22 protein-coding genes are annotated in these 17,919 nt (G+C 57.1%); 6 read left to right on the top strand and 16 right to left on the bottom strand.

The features are described 5' to 3' along the window. Positions 1 to 10 precede the first annotated feature (10 nt). The 7 genes from porB to A3L10_RS07585 all read right to left on the bottom strand — a co-directional run bounded on the left by porB (position 11) and on the right by A3L10_RS07585 (position 5,644). Complete coding sequence (gene porB / locus A3L10_RS07615) at positions 11 to 1,006, bottom strand: pyruvate synthase subunit PorB (protein WP_088867058.1); 996 nt, start codon at positions 1,004 to 1,006, stop codon at positions 11 to 13. 10 nt (positions 1,007 to 1,016) lie between these two features. Further along, positions 1,017 to 2,201 carry a pyruvate synthase subunit PorA gene (gene porA / locus A3L10_RS07610; protein ID WP_088867057.1) on the bottom strand — a complete coding sequence of 395 codons (1,185 nt, stop codon included), beginning with the start codon at positions 2,199 to 2,201 and terminating at the stop codon, positions 1,017 to 1,019. An 11-nt stretch (positions 2,202 to 2,212) separates the two neighbouring features. Continuing rightward, positions 2,213 to 2,530 (bottom strand): pyruvate synthase subunit PorD, encoded by a 318-nt coding sequence (gene porD / locus A3L10_RS07605; RefSeq protein WP_088181008.1) that lies wholly within the window; start codon positions 2,528 to 2,530, stop codon positions 2,213 to 2,215. A 66-nt stretch (positions 2,531 to 2,596) separates the two neighbouring features. Beyond that, on the bottom strand, positions 2,597 to 3,532 hold the full coding sequence (locus A3L10_RS07600) for a 3-methyl-2-oxobutanoate dehydrogenase subunit beta (RefSeq protein ID WP_088867056.1): 936 nt from the start codon (positions 3,530 to 3,532) through the stop codon (positions 2,597 to 2,599). 5 nt (positions 3,533 to 3,537) lie between these two features. Next, complete coding sequence (gene porA, locus A3L10_RS07595) at positions 3,538 to 4,728, bottom strand: pyruvate ferredoxin oxidoreductase (RefSeq protein WP_088867055.1); 1,191 nt, start codon at positions 4,726 to 4,728, stop codon at positions 3,538 to 3,540. 1 nt (position 4,729) lies between these two features. Next, positions 4,730 to 5,047, bottom strand: coding sequence for a 3-methyl-2-oxobutanoate dehydrogenase subunit delta (locus tag A3L10_RS07590; protein WP_088867054.1), 318 nt, complete (start codon positions 5,045 to 5,047; stop codon positions 4,730 to 4,732). 39 nt (positions 5,048 to 5,086) lie between these two features. Further along, positions 5,087 to 5,644, bottom strand: coding sequence for a pyruvate/ketoisovalerate ferredoxin oxidoreductase subunit gamma (locus A3L10_RS07585; protein ID WP_088181563.1), 558 nt, complete (start codon positions 5,642 to 5,644; stop codon positions 5,087 to 5,089). Between the two features lie 229 nt (positions 5,645 to 5,873). Here A3L10_RS07585 and A3L10_RS07580 point away from each other — a divergent pair, with 229 nt between their 5' ends. After that, entirely contained in the window at positions 5,874 to 6,836 is a 963-nt protein-coding gene (locus A3L10_RS07580) for an inorganic phosphate transporter (protein ID WP_088867053.1), read from the top strand. Here the strand turns inward: A3L10_RS07580 and A3L10_RS07575 are convergent. From A3L10_RS07575 to hflX, 3 genes are read right to left on the bottom strand one after another with little or no spacing between them, the layout of a single operon-like run. Next, entirely contained in the window at positions 6,833 to 8,386 is a 1,554-nt protein-coding gene (locus A3L10_RS07575) for a PQQ-binding-like beta-propeller repeat protein (protein WP_088867052.1), read from the bottom strand. The genes A3L10_RS07580 and A3L10_RS07575 overlap by 4 nt on opposite strands. A gap of 9 nt (positions 8,387 to 8,395) precedes the next feature. After that, on the bottom strand, positions 8,396 to 9,274 hold the full coding sequence (locus A3L10_RS07570; RefSeq protein ID WP_088867051.1) for a hypothetical protein: 879 nt from the start codon (positions 9,272 to 9,274) through the stop codon (positions 8,396 to 8,398). Between the two features lie 47 nt (positions 9,275 to 9,321). Beyond that, positions 9,322 to 10,608, bottom strand: coding sequence for a GTPase HflX (gene hflX, locus A3L10_RS07565; RefSeq protein ID WP_088867050.1), 1,287 nt, complete (start codon positions 10,606 to 10,608; stop codon positions 9,322 to 9,324). 110 nt (positions 10,609 to 10,718) lie between these two features. On the opposite strand from hflX, the gene A3L10_RS07560 reads away from it, so the two are divergent. Continuing rightward, the gene (locus A3L10_RS07560) at positions 10,719 to 11,075 is read left to right on the top strand and encodes a carboxymuconolactone decarboxylase family protein (protein WP_088867049.1); all 357 of its coding nucleotides are present in this window, start codon (positions 10,719 to 10,721) and stop codon (positions 11,073 to 11,075) included. Between the two features lie 14 nt (positions 11,076 to 11,089). On the opposite strand, the gene A3L10_RS07555 is transcribed toward A3L10_RS07560, so the two are convergent. Beyond that, positions 11,090 to 11,422, bottom strand: a complete 333-nt coding sequence (locus A3L10_RS07555) for a nascent polypeptide-associated complex protein (RefSeq protein ID WP_198362092.1) — start codon at positions 11,420 to 11,422, stop codon at positions 11,090 to 11,092. Between the two features lie 58 nt (positions 11,423 to 11,480). On the opposite strand from A3L10_RS07555, the gene A3L10_RS07550 reads away from it, so the two are divergent. Beyond that, positions 11,481 to 11,693, top strand: coding sequence for a hypothetical protein (locus A3L10_RS07550; protein WP_232460961.1), 213 nt, complete (start codon positions 11,481 to 11,483; stop codon positions 11,691 to 11,693). A gap of 7 nt (positions 11,694 to 11,700) precedes the next feature. Here A3L10_RS07550 and A3L10_RS07545 read toward each other — a convergent pair whose 3' ends face one another. From A3L10_RS07545 to A3L10_RS07535, 3 genes are read right to left on the bottom strand one after another with little or no spacing between them, the layout of a single operon-like run. Beyond that, positions 11,701 to 12,729 carry a tetratricopeptide repeat protein gene (locus tag A3L10_RS07545; protein ID WP_088867047.1) on the bottom strand — a complete coding sequence of 343 codons (1,029 nt, stop codon included), beginning with the start codon at positions 12,727 to 12,729 and terminating at the stop codon, positions 11,701 to 11,703. Next, positions 12,705 to 13,241: a methylated-DNA--protein-cysteine methyltransferase gene (gene otg / locus A3L10_RS07540; protein ID WP_088867046.1), complete on the bottom strand. Its 537-nt coding sequence runs from the start codon at positions 13,239 to 13,241 to the stop codon at positions 12,705 to 12,707. Before otg ends, A3L10_RS07545 begins: the two co-directional genes overlap by 25 nt. Continuing rightward, complete coding sequence (locus A3L10_RS07535; RefSeq protein WP_088867045.1) at positions 13,219 to 13,944, bottom strand: RNA methyltransferase; 726 nt, start codon at positions 13,942 to 13,944, stop codon at positions 13,219 to 13,221. The genes otg and A3L10_RS07535 overlap by 23 nt, the downstream gene beginning before the upstream one ends. Before the next feature lie 45 nt (positions 13,945 to 13,989). Here A3L10_RS07535 and A3L10_RS07530 point away from each other — a divergent pair, with 45 nt between their 5' ends. Next, positions 13,990 to 14,889, top strand: a complete 900-nt coding sequence (locus tag A3L10_RS07530) for a 2-dehydropantoate 2-reductase (RefSeq protein WP_088867044.1) — start codon at positions 13,990 to 13,992, stop codon at positions 14,887 to 14,889. A gap of 1 nt (position 14,890) precedes the next feature. Here A3L10_RS07530 and A3L10_RS10375 read toward each other — a convergent pair whose 3' ends face one another. Both A3L10_RS10375 and A3L10_RS07525 read right to left on the bottom strand, forming a co-directional pair. After that, positions 14,891 to 15,316, bottom strand: a complete 426-nt coding sequence (locus A3L10_RS10375) for an IS200/IS605 family accessory protein TnpB-related protein (protein ID WP_232460960.1) — start codon at positions 15,314 to 15,316, stop codon at positions 14,891 to 14,893. Next, entirely contained in the window at positions 15,313 to 16,137 is an 825-nt protein-coding gene (locus A3L10_RS07525; RefSeq protein ID WP_232460959.1) for an RNA-guided endonuclease InsQ/TnpB family protein, read from the bottom strand. The genes A3L10_RS10375 and A3L10_RS07525 overlap by 4 nt, the downstream gene beginning before the upstream one ends. A gap of 165 nt (positions 16,138 to 16,302) precedes the next feature. On the opposite strand from A3L10_RS07525, the gene A3L10_RS07520 reads away from it, so the two are divergent. Further along, on the top strand, positions 16,303 to 16,950 hold the full coding sequence (locus A3L10_RS07520; RefSeq protein ID WP_088867043.1) for a TIGR00153 family protein: 648 nt from the start codon (positions 16,303 to 16,305) through the stop codon (positions 16,948 to 16,950). 13 nt (positions 16,951 to 16,963) lie between these two features. Beyond that, the gene (locus tag A3L10_RS07515) at positions 16,964 to 17,878 is read left to right on the top strand and encodes a hydroxyacid dehydrogenase (RefSeq protein WP_088867563.1); all 915 of its coding nucleotides are present in this window, start codon (positions 16,964 to 16,966) and stop codon (positions 17,876 to 17,878) included. Positions 17,879 to 17,919: the final 41 nt, after the last annotated feature.

The raw sequence follows: 17,919 nt of genomic DNA, 5'->3' as shown, positions 1-17,919 counted from the left end.
AAAAGGGAGTTCACTCCTCCGGCTTCGGGAGGGTGACATCGACACCGAGGACCTTCCACATGGCCTTGATCTGCTCGCGCATGACGTCTATGGCCTCCGGCTGCTTGAAGAGGTGCTTGAACCTGCCCTGGAGCTTGAGGTACTCCTCGATGGGTTTCTTGAACTCTATGGCGACAACCCTGCCGCCCTCGCGCTTGACCTTGGCGCCTCCTCCAGGAGACTGTATCTTGATGTTCCAGAGGTCGCCGTTCTCGATCTCGAAGAGCGGCCAGACGCCGGTCTCGATGGCGAGGCGGGCTATCTCAACGCCCTTCTCGAGCGGGCTCTTCCATCCGGTCGGGCAGGTACACTGGACCTGGACGAAGGCAGGACCGTCCACCTTGGCGGCCTTCTTCATCTTCTTGACGAAGTCGAAGGGGTTGCCTATGCTGGCGGTTGCGACGTACGGAACCTGGTGGGCGGCGGCGATGAGGGCGACCCACTTCTTGGGCTTGTCCTCACCGATGGAGTACTTGCCCGGCGGGCTGGTGGTGGTCCAGGCACCGTAGGGGGTTGAGCTTGACCTCTGGATTCCAGTGTTCATATAGGCCTCGTTGTCGTACATAAGGTAAACGACGTTGTGCCAGCGCTCGAGCATACCGCTGAGGGCCTGCATACCGATGTCCGCGGTACCACCGTCACCGCCTATGGCGAGTATCTTGCCCTTCCTTCCGAGCTTCTTCCAAGCTGCTTCAACACCGCTTGCAGCTGCAGCTGCGTTCTCGAAGGCGACATGAACCCACGGGGCCTTCCAGGCGGTGTACGGGAAGACGGCGGAGACGACCTCCATACATCCGGTTGCCTGGGCTATGGCGAAGGCGTTTGGATCGCCGTACTTCTCCTCCATGGCCTCGCTGAAGGCCTTCGTGGCGAGCCTAAGAGCGGTGGCACAGCCACAGCCGGCACAGGCGGCGTGACCGGGTGCCCAGTACTCGCGAGTTGTGATAGGGGGTTTTCTAACGGCCATCTTCATCACCTCACAGAATCTCCTTCCTCAGGCCGATCCAGTTGACCTCATCAAACTCCTCTCCAGCCAAGGCCTTCTGGGCTATGGCCAGGGCCTCGTCGAGGTCCTTGAAGGTGACGTCCCTGCCTCCAAGGCCGAGGATGAAGTCAACTATCTTCGGCTTCTCGCTCTCGTTGATGAGCGCCCTGCTGAAGTCCTGGAAGAGGGCTCCACCGACGCTGAAGGTGATGTTCTTCTCGAGGAGCGCGAGAACCTTCGCCTTCTTGGCGAGGGCACGAACCTCCTCGATCGGGAACGGCCTATAGACGGTCATTTTGGCCGCACCGGCTTTGATTCCCTTCTCACGGAGGTGGTCAACGTACTCCTTGACCGTTCCGGCGAGTGAACCCATGGTGACGAAGATTATGTCGGCGTCATCCGTCCTGTACTCCTCTATCTTCTGGTACTTCCTTCCGAACTTCTTCTCGAACTCGGCGAAAACCTCATCGATGACCTTCTTGGCGTTCTCGTTGGCCTCCCAGACGGTGTATCTAGCCTCCATGTAGTGGGCTGGGAAGGCGAGGGTACCCTGGGTTATCGGCCTGGCCGGGTCGAGGTATGCGTACTTCGGCTCGTACTCGCCGAGGAACTCGTCAACGAGCTCCTGGTCGGGTATCTCGACCGGCTCGACGGTGTGGGTCAGGATGAAGGCGTCGAATCCAACCATGGCCGGAATGAGAACCTTCTCGTTCTCGGCGACCTTGTAGGCTATCAGAATGAGGTCAAGCGCCTCCTGGTTGTTCTCGGCGTAGAACTGCATCCAGCCGGTATCGCGCTCGCTTATGCTGTCCTGCCAGTCGTTCCAGATGTTGATCGGAGCGCTCAGGGAGCGGTTTCCGACGGCGATGACTATTGGAAGGCGCATTCCGGCAGCTATGAAGAGTATCTCGTGCATGAGTGCTAGACCCTGGGAAGCGGTCGCGGTGAAGACTCTAACACCTGCCGCGGAGGCACCGACACAGGCTGAAATCGCCGAGTGCTCGCTCTCGACCTTGATGAACTCAGCATCGAGCTCCCCATCGGCGACGAACTCACTGATCTTCTCTGGAACGAGCGTTGACGGTGTAATCGGGAAAGCCGCTATGACCTTCGGCTTGGCGAGCTTGGCCGCCCAGGCGGCGGCTTCGTTGGCCTTCATAACCTTTCTCATCGGCATCTTTCACCACCTCACTTGGTCTCCCTAACCATTATGATGGCATCGGTCGGGCACTCGTTCGCACAGATTCCGCAGCCCTTACAGTAGTCGTAGTCGAAGACCGGGTAGTTCTCCTCGTCGAGGTAGATAGCCGGCTCCGGGCAGTATATGTAGCACAGGTAGCACCTAACGCACTTGTCCTTGTAGAACTCGGGCATAAAAACACGCCAGGAACCTGTCTTGTTTATGACGCTACTCCCCGGAATCGTGGCTATCGCTCCCGGGGTCATCTTTTCGCTATACTCCTTCTGAACCCTCTCAATCTCGGCCTTAAACGGAGTCTCGGCCATGTTTATCACCTCAGGTGAATTATCCTATTGGAACTTAAACCTTGCGAGGAATTAAAGATGGAAAGCTCAGCCGAAGACCTCGGCGAGCTTCTTGAGCTTCTCCCACTCGTGGTTGACCCACTGCTGGAGGATCTCTATGTCCTCCTTGGTCATGTACTTGAACCTGCCCTGGAGCTTGAGGAACTCCTCTATGGGCTTGGGCTCCTTCTTCGTTGAGGGCATGTTGATCTTGTACCTTCCGTTCTCGTACTCGAAGAGCGGGAAGTACGCCGTCTGAACCGCCAGGCGGGCTATCTCAATGCTCTTGTCGGTCGGTGAGCGCCAGCCGGTCGGGCACGGCGCGAAGAGCTGGATGAAGCTCGGTCCAGGGGTCTTCCTAGCCTTCTTGAGCTTCCTTATGAAGTCCTCGGGGAAGGCTATGCTGGCGGTTGCCGCGTAGGGTATCTCGTGGGCGATGACAATGTCTATGACCTTCTTCTTGTGCCTCCTCTCGAGGAAGTGCTTCTTTCCACCGGGGGTGTTGGTGGTCCAGGCTCCGTAGGGGGTTGAACCCGACCTCTGGATTCCGGTGTTCATGTAAGCCTCGTTGTCGTACATTATGTAAACAGCGTCGTGGCCCCTCTCAAGGAAGCCTGAAAGTGCCTGGAGACCGATGTCCGCGGTACCACCGTCACCGGCCCAGCCGACGACCATTATTCCGTCCTCGCCCTTGACCTTGTATCCCTTGGCCTTGAGTGCCGCCTCGATACCGCCCATGACGGCACCGGTGGTCTCGAAGGCGGTGTGGAACAGGTTGGCCTCGAAGGCGGTGTACGGCCAGGGACCGGCGATGATTGTCGAACAGCACGCAGGGATTGTGAATATGGTCTTCCTTCCGTACGCCTTCAGCACGTAGCGGATGCCGAGGGAGGCCCCACAGCCCTGGCAGGCCGTGTGACCGGCGTAAAAGTGCTCATCAGCGGGGATGCTCAACCTCTTCTTAACGTTCTCTGGAATCTCCATCATTCTCACCTCTTAAGGTGGTACCAGTCCACCTCTACATCAAGCTCTCCCTTTTCGATTATCGCCTTCATGTTCTCGGCTATCTTCCTGACGTCGGCGACCGTGAAGTCCCTTCCGCCAAGGCCGACGATGTAGTTCTTGATGAGCGGCTTCGCGTCGGTGTTGTAGAGCGCTCCCTTGGCCTCGTTGAAGAGTATGCCCTCCTGTCCGAAGGAGAAGTTCCTGTCGAGGACGGCTATGCCATCAACGCTCTTTGCCAGCTCGTAGAGCTCTTTCTTCGGGAAGGGCCTGAACCAGCGGACCTTCGCGGCACCGACCTTGTAGCCCTCCTCGCGGAGAACATCGACGGCCTGCTTGACGGTTCCCATGAGCGAACCCATGCCCATGAAGACGAAGTCGGCATCCTCCGTCCTGTAGAGCTCTATCATCTGGCTGTAGTCCCTTCCAAAGCGCTCGCCGAACTCCTTACCGACCTCGTGGATGACCTTCTCGGCCTCTTCCATGGCCTTCTGCACCTTGTAGCGGAACTCGTAGTAGTCGTTGGGACCTCCGAGGGCACCGACGGCTATCGGGTTGTCGAAGTCGGTGAGGGTGTAGAGCGGCTTCCTCGGCGGGAGGAACTCGTCAACCAGCTCCTGGGGAATCATCTCTACGACGTCGTAGGTGTGGCTAAGTATGAAGGCGCTTTCGACAACCATGGCCGGGAGGTTGACGGTCTCGGCGACCTTGAAGGCCATCAGCACGCCGTCGTAGACCTCCTGGTTGTTCTCGGCGTAGAACTGCATCCATCCGGTGTCGCGCTGGGCAAGGCTGTCCGTCTGGTCGTCCCACACGCTCCAGGGGGGAGCCATGGCACGGTTAACGTCGACCATGACTATCGGCAGCCTCGCTCCGCTGGCCCAGTGAAGCATCTCATGCATGAGTGCCAGACCCTGGGCGGAGGTTGCAGTGAATGCCCTGGCGCCGGTGGCACTGGCACCTATACAGGCCGCCATGGCTGAGTGTTCGCTTTCAACGGGAACGTACTCAAGTCCCTCGATCTCGCCGTTGGCCAGGAATTCGGCTATCTTCTCGATGATGCTCGTCTGGGGAGTGATCGGGTAGGCCGCGACGACCTCAACGCGGGCGTGCTTAACGGCGTAAGCCGCCGCGTAGTTGCCGCTTACAACCTTCCTAATGGGCTTGTACTCGGCCATCTCACTTCTCCTCCTTCTCCATTGTTATAGCATCCGTCGGGCACTCGTTCGCGCAGATTCCGCAACCCTTACAGTAGTCGTAGTCCACGCCGACGTAGCCGTCCTCGCGGATGAATATGGCCGGCTCCGGGCAGAACTTCCAGCAGATGTAGCACTTGACGCACTTGTCGTCGTCTATCACTGGTATGAAGGTCCTCCAGTCTCCGGTGAAGTTAACGAGGGTTGTTCCCAATGTTACGGGGGCCTCCGGATACTCGTCCACGGATTTGAGGACGATCTTGGTTGCCCCTTCCTTCCTTTCACCAAACAACGTGTTCACGCTTTTCACCCCTTGTCAAGGATTATGAAGGAAAGAGAATCAGAGCTCGTAAATGACGGTCTTGTTGAAGGCTTCCTCTGCGGCCTTGGCGTTCTTCTCGCCAAGGGCTCCGGAGAAGACGTCCTGAATGGCCTTCTGGACGTGCTCGAGGGTAACGACGCCGGTGGCCTTTGAGACTGCACCGAGGATTGCGGTGTTGGTAATCGGAAGGCCAAGAACGTCGAGGGCTATGGTGGTTGCATCGACGAGCGCGAGCTTCGCCGGCTTCTTCTTGAGCTTCTCGAGAACCTCTTCCTTGCTCTTCTCGGTGTTGACGATGACTATGCCGTCGTCCTTGAGACCGGCGGTGACGTCAACGGTGTCGAGAAGGCTCGGGTCGAGAACGACGACGATGTCGGGCTCGTAGATCTGGGTCTTTATCCTTATTGGCTTCTCGTCAATCCTGGTGAATGCCGTAACTGGCGCTCCACGCCTCTCAACGCCGAAGAACGGGAACGCCTGGACGTACTTGCCCTCAAGGAAAGCAGCTGAGGCTAGTATGTTGGCGGCGGTAACTGCGCCTTGTCCACCCCTACCGTGAAAACGAATCTCTATCATCATTCCTGCCTCCTTAAGTTTGTCAAACTTTATTCATCCAATGCATTTATTTAAGTTTCGGTATTGGCTTAACAGACCTTCGGCAGATGTCTTTGGGTAGGCATGAACGTTGTCAGTCGTCAATGGCTTAATTAAGGCATCGTTTCTCGAAAAAAGTTCGTTCACATCTTGGCAAAAACTTTTAAGCCTCGCCTCCACCGGGGATATATAGACTATATAGGTGATGTCCATGGACGGCCTGGCCCTGACAGCGATTGCGGTGGCGTTCTACATAGCCTGGAACATAGGCTCCAACGATTCCGCCAATGCAATGGGCACCGCCGTCGGCGCCGGGATACTCAGCTTCCGCCAGGCCACGCTCACAATAGCGATATTCGTTCTCATGGGCGCTTACATGAGGGGTTACAAGGTCATGAAGACCGTGGGGGAGGGGATAGTTCCCAGCGGCTTTTTGACCATGGAGATGGCGGTTATAGCCCTCCTGGCTGCAGGGGTCTGGGTGACGATAGCGACCGTTAAGGGACTGCCGGTTTCCACGACCCAGGCGATAGTGGGAGGTGTCATCGGGGTTGGCCTCGCGGCGAGCGCGCCCGTCAACTGGTACACCCTCCTCAAGATAGCCTCCGCTTGGGTCGTCTCACCCGTACTCTCGGGGATACTGGCCATAATCCTCTTCAGGTTCTATTCGTGGGCCATCTCCAGAATCAAGAGCGTCTCGACGATTGAAACCCTATACAAGGCCCTCGCCGTACTCGGGGGCTCGTACATGGCATTCAACTTCGGGACGAACGAGGTTGCGAACGCCTCTGGTCCGCTCGTCGGTGCCGGTTTCATGGAGCCCAAGGTGGCCGGCATCTTCGGGGCCATCGCCCTTTCAATCGGCGCGCTCACCTTCAGCTACGCGGTTATGCACACCGTCGGAAAGAAGATAACTGCCCTCGGCCCGGTTTCGGCCTTCGCGGCCCAATTCGGCTCGGCAATAGCCGTCAGCCTGGCGAACTTCTTCGGCCTCCCCGTGAGCTCGAGCCAGTCCATAGTCGGCGGCGTCGTTGGCGTTGGCCTTCTCGCGGGGGAGGGCGTTGAGAGGTCGGTCATCAGGGACATAATCTTCGGCTGGGTCGCCACGCCGCTGACGGCCATAGTCATCTCCCTGGTGATATTCAAGGCTTTCTCGCTGGTCGGGCTGGTTTAGCCCGTGCATTCCACTATCGACAGGTCACCCCTTCTGAAAATGCAGTGCCCGAAAACATCCGCTTCCCCCGTCCATCCCGAGAGGCCGTAGGTCACCCGTATGTATTCGTCGTTTACTCTGAGGTGCACCCTGACGCCGAGGAGGTGCTCGCCGGCGCTCGCCACGAAGACCTTTCTCGTCTCGTTTCCCCTCACGGCGTAGATGAACGCATCCCCGCTGAACAGGCTCGCCCCGGCGATGTAGACCTCTTCCCCCACAACCTTGACGTCCGTGATGTAGAACTTGTACTCGTCGGGGCAGAAGCTGAACCTCTCCTCCCCACTCAGGGGGTCTAGGAGATAGACGCAGCCCTGGGAGGTGTACTCATCTGAGAGCACGAGGACGATGCTGCCGTTCTGGTATCCCATCGGGAGTGCCGGAAGTTCCCGCTCCCACAGGATGCTCAGGTTGTGGTCGAAAAACACTCCCTCCCCGCCCGTTGATTCGCCCGGGTAGTACGTGTACACCAGAACGCCCTCCGGGGTGCACATGCGCTTCCCGTCGGGTCCTTTGAGGGTCACGTTAACCGTTCTGTTCCCCGTTCGGAGGGTGAAGTGGGTGTAGTACTCGGTGTCCTCGGTGGTTCTCTTCGATATCCGCAGCGACGGAGGGCAGGCAAATGTCGTGGTACCTCCCGTGGGGGAGTTCTGGTCGCTGTCTTCCCTCTGGCCTGTGCCCGTGAGGGCCTCTATCGGATACGGAACGCTCCCCGTGGAACTGATTACGTAAACGGTGTTCCCCTCGATTTTGACCCCACTGGGTCTCTTCTCCAGCTCCCTGCACGCGAGCCTTTCCAGTTTGGAGGTAAAGAGGCAGAGGCCCTTCCTCTCACCGCTCCCGTTGGTGAACCGATACGCGACGGCCACGTACTCCTCGGTGGCGGCCAGGTGGAGCTCGGTACTTACCCGAGCCCCGCTCAGGGAGTCAAAGTAGACGAGTCTGAGCTTGTCATCCTCCACCATGTGAACGTATCCTGTGGACGTGGCAAGGTAAATCGTCCCGTCCCTGAGCACGATGTCGCCCACCCTTCCCCCACCCGGAAGTTCACGGGAAAGAACGATCCTCCCGGTTTCCATGTCCACCAGGTAGAGAACAGGGTTGATCCTTGGGTTCCGGCTTCCCTGCTTTACGAATATTCCCTTACCCTCCGTTGAGGCCCAGAACTCCGTGGGGCCCCAGAACCTCTTCCTCCACACGACCCGACCGGACTTTCCCACCAGCAGGAACTCCGTGGGTTTGGAGGCCTCGTCGGGATAGCCGGCGTAGAGAAGGATGCCCTCCTGGAGCGGCACGTCTCCACCGACCTTACCCTCCAGGGCGTAGGGGCCAAAGGTGGTGCCGTTGAGCGTAACCGTGAAGTTGACGAAGGGTGTACCGTTCACCTCGTAGTGGTGGGCATTAACGGAGAGCGGACTGCCCGTGGTTTCCGTGGGCGGCGTTTCCTCGCTAGCTATACAGCCTGCAACCACCACCATGAGGAGCACGAGGAAGGCAATGACGGCCCTCTCCATGCCATCACCTCAGGGCGAGATTATCCGGTAGGCCTTAACCTCGTCCAGAACCCTAACGTAGACAACATCTCCCTCAACCTTGACATTTAGGGCGGAGTGCCTGAAGCTTTTACATCCGATGGGGGTGAGGTCATCCGCCCTGAAGACGCAGAGACCGTCCCTCTCCCTTCCAGCTGCGGTGTACATGAAATACGAGACAGCCACGTATTCCTCATTGCCGTCTATCCAGAGTTCGGCCACCGCTGGCTCGCCGATGAGGGTGGTGAAGGTCCTCTTTCGGGTCTCTCCTTTTTCCACGAGGTATATTATCGCCCTCCCCACTTCTCCCCTCGGACCTTCCTCGACCGAAACTGCCGTTATGTACGCCTTTCCGTCCATGAAAAACAGGTCTGTGGTCTTCGAGCGGGGGGCGTCCGGGCAGAACCTGAAGACGAACCTTCCCGTCGATGCGTTCAGGAGGGTAACGCAACCGTCATCTGTGAGGTAGATTGCGCCGTTTGAGTACCTCCAGGGGAGTCCGAAGATTCTCCTCGACCATCTCTCGCTCAGATTCTCGGAATCGATCAGCGCCCCGTACATGCCCGCGTAGGGGTCTCCTGGATAGTAGGAGTACACGAGGATTCCCTCGGGAACGCAGACGTGCCCTCCCGTGATGCCTTTCAGGGATAGGTTCGTCAGCGGCGCGCCGTTGTCAACCACCGTGAACTCAACGCTCTGGTTACTGAAGTTGAGGCGCTCCCTCACGAAGAACTGGCACTTCACGAATCCGCTGCTCCTGACTGGAAAGTCGACCCCTCTGGGGCTGACCGGAAACAGGATCCCCTTCGGCAGGAGGAAGGTTAACATGGCGACTAGAATGAGGGTCCCGGCTATTGCCTTAGGTTCCACACCGCTTCCCCGGTGTTACTATATGGCGTTTTTCCTAAAAACCTTTTTTACTCGTTCTCAACGGAGAGTCTCCGTATCCCAACTCCGAGCCTCGTGAGTTCCTTTATCATTCCTGTCTGGATGTAGGCCTCTATCCGCGTTTCCTCGCCGTATTCCACTTCCAAAACCTCGCCGATGGCGTTTATCAGCGCCATAACCTGCGGCACCTTCTCGGGCTCGCTCACGGTTATCTCGAAGGCACCGTACTTCGGAAGGGTGAGGATGACCTCCTCGAGGGCGCTGTAAAGCTCCTCCAGTTGACCTAGCTTGGCCGATATCGCCACCACGCGGGAGACGTTTATCCCGCGTTCCTCGATTATCTCCTCTATCCTCCCCGCCTTGTCCCTCACGTCCTCCTCGGTGGTCAGGTCTATCTTGTTGAGCACAACTATCATCGGCCTGTCGAGGGTCTTCAGTTCCCTGAGGACGTTGAGGGAGGCCAGAAACTTCCTCCTTATCTCGGGCCAGGGCTCGCTGACGTCGAGGACGAGGAGTATTATGTCCGCCTTCACTATCTCCTCAAGCGTCGAGTGGAATGCCTCGACTATGAAGGGGGGAAGACCATCTATGAAGCCAACCGTGTCTGTCAGGAGAACCCTCTTTCCCGAGAGCTTGAAGCGCCGTGTGGTTGTATCGAGCGTCGTGAACATCTGGTTTTTCGCCTCTATCTCCTCCCTCGCCAGGGTGTTGAGGAGGGTCGACTTGCCGGCGTTCGTGTAGCCCGCCAGAGCCAGGAGTATGAAGCCGACCTCTTCACGGCGCTTCCTCTTCACCTCTCTATCGGCTTTGACCTTCTCCAGCTCCTTTCTGATCCTTCCCATGCGGTATCTGATGTGCTTGAGGTACTGCCGGGTCTGATATTCACCCATTCCCTTGAAACCGGCCCTGTCTCCGAGTTTTATCCTCCTTATCGCCTCCTTCACCAGGGGGACCTCGTACTGGAGCGAGGCGAGTTCAACCTGGAGTTTGGCCTCCTTGGAATGCGCCCGCCTCTCGAATATCTCCAGGACGAGCTGCCACTTGTCCATGATTTCAACCCTGAGCTCCTTCCAGAGGTTGTATGCCTGGCTCGGCGTGAGCTTGTTGGCGAATATCACCCTGTCCGGCTCGAGCTCCCCCACGAGCTCCTTCAGCTCCTCCAGCTTGCCCTTTCCGATGTTGTACTTGGGATGCTCCTCCCTGTTCTGCTCCAGAATCGCCACTACCTCATAGCCGGCGCTTTCCAAAAGCTCCTCAAACTCCTCGCGGCTTATCCTGTCCCGCCTCGATTTCCTTATGACCCCTATCGCCCTCATCGTATCCACCTATTCGGCGGGGTTTATAGTCTTTTGGAACGGCTGGTTTCCAACCTAAAGTTGGAGATAGGCCTTTAAACCCAGAACGCGAGTTATTTACGGTGGTTCCCATGGATTACGACGAGGTTAACGTCAAACTTCAGGAAATAGAGGAGCTCCTTGACAAACTCGGAAAGGAGCACCCGAAGGAGATATCGGCCTTCTCCCGCTTCCTGCGTGAGACCCTCGACAACAAGGCACTGACGACCCGTGAGAAGGAGCTCATAGCCCTTGCCCTCGGCATCGCCCAGGGCTGCGAGTGGTGCATCTACCTCCACACCCAGAAGGCCCTCGCCGCCGGCGCAAAGCCCGAGGAGCTTATCGAAGCCGGCCTCGTGGCGGTTCTCATGGCCGGTGGTCCGGCGCTGATGCATCTCATCCCGCTCGTGAAGGCTATAGAGAACTTCGGAAAAGGACAAAAGGCGTGATGCCTTTTCTTTTTTCATTCCCCGCTCAGTTTGAGTATGGCCTCCGCGAGGTCTCCCTCTGCCTCCTCCAGGGCCTTCTTTGCGGTATCGTAGTCAACGCCGGTCTGCTCCATCACGAGCTTTATGTCCTCCTCCGGGATGCTGACTATCGCCCTGACCTCCTCCGGCCCGATTATCTGGTAGCTCTTCTCGCCCTGCGCAGTGATGACCGTGACCGCGGGTTCCTTTATGATTATCTCCCTGTTCTCAAGTCTGATTACGACTTCCTTGACGCCATCGAGCTCCTCCATCTTGATGCCCATCTGGCGCATGAGCTTCTTCATCTGCCTCGGGTTCATTCCCATCATCGCTACCACCTGAGGAGAGTTTCACCCGGATTTTAAAAAGGTTGGCAAAGTTTTTTAGGTGTCCCGCGAAATCCCCTTCGGTGGGAGCATGTCCTACATCCCACAGACGGTTCCCACGGACTTCCAGATCCTATTCGGCTTTTTGGGTATATCCCTGCTTCTCCTCGCAGTCTGGTTCTTCTTCGACTGGATGGAGAGGTACGCTGAGAAAAAGGAGAGGGAAATCGAGAAGGAACTCGAGGAGTTAGATGAAACTGGGGAGCTGTATTAGTCTGGAACTACTCCCCCTTCTCCTCCGGGAAATTCGAGGTTTCCTCGTTGGCCCTCATTATCTTTGCCCGGTACTCCTCGTACTTCTTTCTAGCCTCTTCCGCTTTCTCCTTCTCGCCGAGATATTCGTAGGCTTCGGCGACGTGCTTCCACCACATCGGGTCTTCCTCAGCCTCCTTGAGGCAGTACTCGAGGAACTTCTGGTATGCTTCCCTGGCGAGCTCCTCCTTTCCGAGCCTCCTCGCTATGTTGCCGACGTCCTCGTAAAAGACACCCTCCTCCTGGGCCTCCTTCTGGTAGTACTCAAGGGCCCTCTCCCAGGCTTCCCTAGCCTTCTCCTCGTTGCCCAGTTCCTCGTAGAGCTTCGCAACGTCCTCCCAGAACCAGGGCTCCTCCTCGGCGTAGCGCTCAAGGGCCTTAGCGGCCCGCTCCATGTTTCCGGCCTTCTTCCAGTACTCGTGGGCCTCCTTGAGGTAGTAGGTGTCCTTCTCCTTCTCGTACAGCTCCTCGTATATCTCGGCCGCCCTTTCGTATTTCTCGGCCTTTTCGTAGGCCCAGGCGGCGCTCTCCATCCAGCCGAGCTTCTCGTACATCTCCGCCGCCTTCAGGTAGTTTCCGGCCTTCTCGTACTTTCTTGCTGCGGCTTTGTACTTGCCCATCCTTTCGAGCTTTTCGGCCGAGCGGAAGCGGTCGGTCAGGCTTAAATCAGGCTCGCTGATGTACCAGATGCCGAAGGCGACTATGGCGATGAAGAAGACGATTATGCCGGCGATTATGTGGAGCCCCTGCCATGTGGCGCTCAGGTAGAGGCCGTAGCCGCTTATCGCGGTGAAGATCGCGAGGATTATTCCGTACTTCCAGCTCTCCGCGTAGAGCGTTAGCCCGGTGAAGAAGAGCAGCATTAGCGTGACTCCCAGGAAGCCGAGGGTCAGGATAACCCTGAGCAGCATTGTCCAGCCCCATTCGTAGACTATCCCCGCGGCTATCCCAAGAACGATGAGAACGAACGCTATCAGGTACGCCTTGAGCTTGTCCATCCTTTCACCCCCTCAATTTCGAGCAGGAACATCTTCTCCTCCAGCCTCGGAGTGTAGTAACCGATGCCATCGTGGGCGACCACCCTGTGGCAGGGAACGACTATCGGGTACGGGTTCCTCTTCATGGCCCCGCCGATTGCCCGTGGAGACGTTCCAACGGCCTTCGCAAGGTTACCGTAGGTTATAACGCTCCCTCTTTTAACGTTTTTCGTGAGCCATTCGTAAACTCGTCTCTCAAAAGGTGTAAGGCCCTCAAGGGAGAGCTCCCTGAGAACCTCGAAATTCTCCACCCTGCCCAGGATAACGTCCCTCACGAGGGAAGGATACCGGCTCTCTGCTGGTTTCGTGTTTACCTCAACGCCCCTCCTCTCCAGAAAACCCGTGAGGCGCTTGACGTTCCTCTCGAACTGCTCCCTTTCCAGGGAGAAGGTTATCCCCTGGATTTTTTCGGAGTGGACTACCCCTATCCACACCTCTCTACCTGCTATATCAAACCTCTCGACGCTCAGCATCTCCGCATTCCTCCAGTTTGAGGGCCGCCTTCCTGATCGGCCCGATGAGCGTGTGAACCTCCCTCCCGTAGAGGAGGGACCTCCCGACGAAGCGCCGGAACACCCTCGTGAAAACCTCCCTTCTCTCGGAGTCCTTCGGGTAGTTCAGCACGTTGAGCAGCCTCTCCCAGGCTCTCACCAGCTCCTCCTTCTCCACTTGCGTGGCTGGCTCGAGGGAGTGGACGTTAGCTTTTGGCCTCTCCCTCGCCAGTTCGTAGAGGATAACGGCCACCGCCTGGGCGAGGTTCATGACCGGATAGGCCTCGCTTGTCGGAATCGTTACCGTGAAGTCGAGCCTCTTCAGCTCATCGTTTTTCAGGCCGATGCTCTCCCTGCCAAAGAAGAGGCCGACCCTTCCGGAATAGCCTCGTAGGGTTTCCCTCAGCTCCCAGGGCATCAGGGGTGCCCTCTCGGGGATGTAGCTTTTTCCGGGCTTGCCCGTGGTTCCAACGGCAACGTCGAAGAGTCCCAGAGCCTCCTCAAGGCTCTCGACCATCATCGCGTTTTCGAGAACGTCCCCCGCGTGAACTGCGTAGCTGTAGCTCTCCTCCGTGATGTTTGGGTTGACCAGGACTAAGCTGGAGAAGCCGAAGTTCTTCATGGTCCTTGCCACCATTCCGATGTTTGCGGGCCCCTCTGGCTCGACGAGAACAACGCTTATCATCGGTAAGGCTTTAAGGATGGGGCTTTAAACGCTTGCGGTGGTGGGATGAAGATTTACGTACTCGGCGCGGGGAGCATAGGCTCGCTCTTTGGGGCTTTGCTCGCGAGGGCGGGCAACGACGTCACACTCATCGGAAGAGAGGAGCAGGTGCGGGCGATAAACGAGAACGGGCTGCACGTTTCTGGGTTTGAGGAGTTCACGGTCCATCCTAAGGCGAGCCTCTACGCCCCGAGCGAGCCCCCGGAGCTTCTGATCCTCTCGACCAAGTCCTACTCTACCAAGGCCGCCCTTGAGTGCGCGCGCGGCTGCATCGGGCCGGGAACATGGGTACTCAGCATCCAGAACGGTCTGGGCAACGAGGAGATGGCTTTGAAGGTTACGCCCAACGTCATGGGGGGAATAACCACGAATGGGGCAATGCTGGTCGAGTGGGGGCACGTGAGGTGGACCGGGAAGGGCATCACCGTAATCGGCAGGTATCCAGGCGGAAGCGATCCCTTTGTCGGAAAGGTCGCAGAAGTTTTCAACGCCTCTGGCTTAGAAACCCACGTGACGGAGAACGTGAACGGCTGGAAATGGGCAAAGACCATAGTCAACTCGGTCATCAACGGTCTCGGAACGGTTCTTGAGGTCAAAAACGGCTTTCTGAAGGATGACCCATACCTTGAGGCCATCTCCGTCGAGATAGCCCGCGAGGGCTGCACCGTTGCCCAGCGGCTCGGCATCGAGTTCGAGATACACCCGCTTGAGCTCCTGTGGGACACGATAGAGCGCACTAGGGAAAACTACAACTCCACCCTTCAGGACATAAGGAGGGGCAAGAGGACGGAGGTCGATTACATCCATGGCAAAATAGTGGAGTACGCCAGCTCCGTTGGCCTCGAGGCTCCGAGGAACGAGCTCCTCTGGGCACTCATCAAGGCAAAGGAGGGGCAAAGTAGGTGAACTACCCCATTCTTGCGGGTGGGGCTTCGTGAGGAGTGAGACCACCCCAAGGTAGCCTCACCCTCACAGGCCGGTTCACACGGCCACTACCGACTATCGCCCGAACGGGCGAATCGCCGGCTACCTTCCTCAAAATGTTCAGAGCACCGTTCACGTCAGCGTTAATCAGCACTCCTGTGGAAGACTGGAAAAGTCCCCTCTTAACCCGCCTCCCGAGGTATTTCTCCCTCTTCTCAATCGGCTCCAGAGCGAGGGCATCGACCTTACTCGTGTATGCCTCATCAACCTCGATGTAGTTAATCCCGTAACGCTCGCACTTGGCCTTCAGTTTTCGCTTGAAGAGGCCGTAAGGGATGTATTGGAAATTCTGGTTGTTCCTCTTTCCGAGGTTTCCGTTCTGCTTTATCCCCTTCAGCTCGCCAATCACGATGTTGCCAATCCCTTTTCGAGGCAGTAGTTCACGATGTAGCTGACCGCCTTGTTCATAAAGTCGTTAATCACGTTCTTTCTCTTCCTCAAAAGCCAAGCCATCTTCTTTCCGAACTTTACACCCTGCCTGTCGTATTGACTCTGGAGGCGGGCCTTCTCCTTGTTCCACCACCGGTTGAAGCTCTTCAACCCCCGGCCTTCGATGATGAAGGCCGTCCCAGTGGTGGAAACGCAGGTGGCGAAGTTGTCGAGACCCAAATCGATGGCGAGGTATTTTGAGTAATCCAGCTCCCTCTTCTCGGGTTCGACTTCGTAGACGTATTCAATCTCGAACCAGAGGGCGTTGTATCTCGGCAGGATGCGGACTTCCTTTATCCTGTGCCCTCTGACGTTCTTTGGGAGGGTGAATTCGAGGTGCTGGACACCGTATTTTCTGGCGAAGTTCCTGCCGAGGGAGAGGATTATCCTGTCACCCTTAACCCTGAAGGATTGATAAGGGAAGATGAGGACGAAGTGGCCGTCCTTGGGGAGATACTTCGGCGGTCTTACCGGACGGTTGTAGTTCCCCTTTTTCCGCTCGTTGAGGACGTGGAAGAAGGAGCGGAAGTTTCTCTCCACGATTTTCATCGTTTGCTGTGCCGCCTGACTCGGTAGGAGTTTGTAGGGCTCGCTGTCCTTTACGAGATGGTAGGCTTTGGCGTATGGCAGAAAAGTGCCGTTCAGCTCGTAGTGTTGTTTAACCGTGTAAAGGGTCAGGTTGTAGAGGCTCTTGGATAGGTGGGTTAGTGTCCTGAGAATTTTGTATGTCTTCTTGTCCACCCTGAGGTGGTTCTTCTGGGTGAGATACGTTGAAGACCACCTATTATTTTTTAATAGGTGGGGATATTTAAGGGTTTCGGGCTCTCATCCTCTCCCTTTCGGAAGGGGTCTTCCACCCAAAAGCAGATAAACCCGATAAGGGGAGTTTATTGTGGAGGGATCACAATGCCCATATTCGGTGGTAAGGAGAGCAGCGTCTTTGAGGCCATCGAGAGTCACCTTGAGGTCGTTAAGGAGTCTCTGGTCGCCTTCAGGGAGCTTATGAACGCCTATCTTGACGGGGATTTTGAGAGGGCCAGGGCCTTTGAGAGGGAGGTTGACCAACTTGAGAGCAAGGCCGACACGCTCAGGAGGAGCATAGAGACGATGCTCTACGAGGGTGCCTTTCTGCCCGCCAACAGGGGGGACTACGTGAGGCTGAGCGAGCTCATTGACCAGGTTGCCGATGCGGCCGAGAGCGCGGCCCACACTCTGATTCTTGCGAAGCCTAAGGCGCCGGTGGAGCTCAAGGCCGAGATTATGGAGCTCGTTGAGTCTGCGATAGAGAGCTACGCCGTCCTTGAGGATGCCGTCAATGCCCTCAACTCCGACGTTGACAGGGCGATAGAGCTGGCCAAAGCCGTTGAGGACGCTGAGGAAAAGGCCGACGAGGTTGAGTACGACGTCAAGGGCAAGGTTTTTGAGAGCGAGACCGTTACGACCTACGCAAAGCTTATCTGGAACCAAATACTGACGAAGATCGGCGATATAGCCGACCGTGCGGAGGACGCCTCCGACCAGGTTATGCTCATGGCCATAAAAAGAAGGGGATGAGGTGATGGAGATGGTGAAGGTTCTCGTTGCGGCCCCACTGCACGAGAGGGCGATAGAGGTTTTGAAGAACGCCGGTTTTGATGTTATTTTTGAGGAGTATCCCGATGAAGGGAGGCTGATTGAACTCGTCGGGGACGTTGATGCCATAATCGTCAGGAGCAAGCCCAAGGTGACGAGAAAGGTCATCGAGGCCGCCCCGAAGCTCAAGGTCATCGGAAGGGCCGGCGTCGGGCTGGACAACATAGACCTCGAGGCCGCCAAGGAGCGCGGAATAAAGGTCGTCAACAGCCCCGGTGCTTCCAGCAGAAGCGTTGCCGAGCTTGCCGTTGCGCTCATGTTCAACGTGGCTAGGAAAATAGCCTTCGCCGACAGGAAGATGAGGGAAGGCGTCTGGGCCAAGAAGCAGTGCATGGGAATCGAGCTTGAGGGCAAGACCCTCGGAATAGTCGGCTTTGGCAGGATAGGGTATCAGATAGCCAAGATAGCCAAGGCCCTTGGAATGAACCTCCTTCTCTACGACCCCTATCCGAACGAAGAGCGCGCGAAAGAGGTTGGAGGGAAGTTCGTCGACCTCGAGACCCTCCTGAAGGAGAGCGACGTAGTTACTCTCCACGTCCCGCTCATCGATGCCACCTACCACCTCATCAACGAGGAGAGGCTCAGACTGATGAAGCCCACCGCGATACTCATCAACGCCGCTCGTGGAGCCGTCGTTGACACGAACGCCCTCGTCAAAGCTCTGAAGGAGGGCTGGATCGCTGGAGCCGGCCTGGACGTCTTCGAGGAGGAGCCCCTCCCGAAGGACCACCCGCTTACCAAGCTCGACAACGTGGTTCTAACTCCCCACATAGGGGCCTCAACCGTCGAGGCCCAGATGCGCGCCGGCGTCCAGGTCGCCGAGCAGATAGTCGAGATTCTGAAGGGCTGATTGCCCCTTTTCTGTTAACTTTTTAAGCTTCCCCGGCTATT

Source organism: Thermococcus radiotolerans (assembly GCF_002214565.1).
GTDB lineage: Archaea > Methanobacteriota_B > Thermococci > Thermococcales > Thermococcaceae > Thermococcus > Thermococcus radiotolerans.
The sequence above is the reverse complement of the archived record's forward strand: the minus strand, read 5'-3'. Positions and strand labels throughout refer to the sequence as shown.

What these genes read in the sequence shown, in the direction of transcription:
- porB (WP_088867058.1), bottom strand. Translation starts at nt 1,006, where the DNA reads ATGGCCGTTAGAAAACCCCCTATCACAACTCGCGAGTACTGGGCACCC.
- porA (WP_088867057.1), bottom strand. Translation starts at nt 2,201, where the DNA reads ATGCCGATGAGAAAGGTTATGAAGGCCAACGAAGCCGCCGCCTGGGCG.
- porD (WP_088181008.1), bottom strand. Translation starts at nt 2,530, where the DNA reads ATGGCCGAGACTCCGTTTAAGGCCGAGATTGAGAGGGTTCAGAAGGAG.
- A3L10_RS07600 (WP_088867056.1), bottom strand. Translation starts at nt 3,532, where the DNA reads ATGGAGATTCCAGAGAACGTTAAGAAGAGGTTGAGCATCCCCGCTGAT.
- porA (WP_088867055.1), bottom strand. Translation starts at nt 4,728, where the DNA reads ATGGCCGAGTACAAGCCCATTAGGAAGGTTGTAAGCGGCAACTACGCG.
- A3L10_RS07585 (WP_088181563.1), bottom strand. Translation starts at nt 5,644, where the DNA reads ATGATAGAGATTCGTTTTCACGGTAGGGGTGGACAAGGCGCAGTTACC.
- A3L10_RS07580 (WP_088867053.1), top strand. Translation starts at nt 5,874, where the DNA reads ATGGACGGCCTGGCCCTGACAGCGATTGCGGTGGCGTTCTACATAGCC.
- A3L10_RS07575 (WP_088867052.1), bottom strand. Translation starts at nt 8,386, where the DNA reads ATGGAGAGGGCCGTCATTGCCTTCCTCGTGCTCCTCATGGTGGTGGTT.
- hflX (WP_088867050.1), bottom strand. Translation starts at nt 10,608, where the DNA reads ATGAGGGCGATAGGGGTCATAAGGAAATCGAGGCGGGACAGGATAAGC.
- A3L10_RS07560 (WP_088867049.1), top strand. Translation starts at nt 10,719, where the DNA reads ATGGATTACGACGAGGTTAACGTCAAACTTCAGGAAATAGAGGAGCTC.
- A3L10_RS07555 (WP_198362092.1), bottom strand. Translation starts at nt 11,422, where the DNA reads ATGATGGGAATGAACCCGAGGCAGATGAAGAAGCTCATGCGCCAGATG.
- A3L10_RS07545 (WP_088867047.1), bottom strand. Translation starts at nt 12,729, where the DNA reads ATGGACAAGCTCAAGGCGTACCTGATAGCGTTCGTTCTCATCGTTCTT.
- otg (WP_088867046.1), bottom strand. Translation starts at nt 13,241, where the DNA reads ATGCTGAGCGTCGAGAGGTTTGATATAGCAGGTAGAGAGGTGTGGATA.
- A3L10_RS07535 (WP_088867045.1), bottom strand. Translation starts at nt 13,944, where the DNA reads ATGATAAGCGTTGTTCTCGTCGAGCCAGAGGGGCCCGCAAACATCGGA.
- A3L10_RS07530 (WP_088867044.1), top strand. Translation starts at nt 13,990, where the DNA reads ATGAAGATTTACGTACTCGGCGCGGGGAGCATAGGCTCGCTCTTTGGG.
- A3L10_RS07520 (WP_088867043.1), top strand. Translation starts at nt 16,303, where the DNA reads ATGCCCATATTCGGTGGTAAGGAGAGCAGCGTCTTTGAGGCCATCGAG.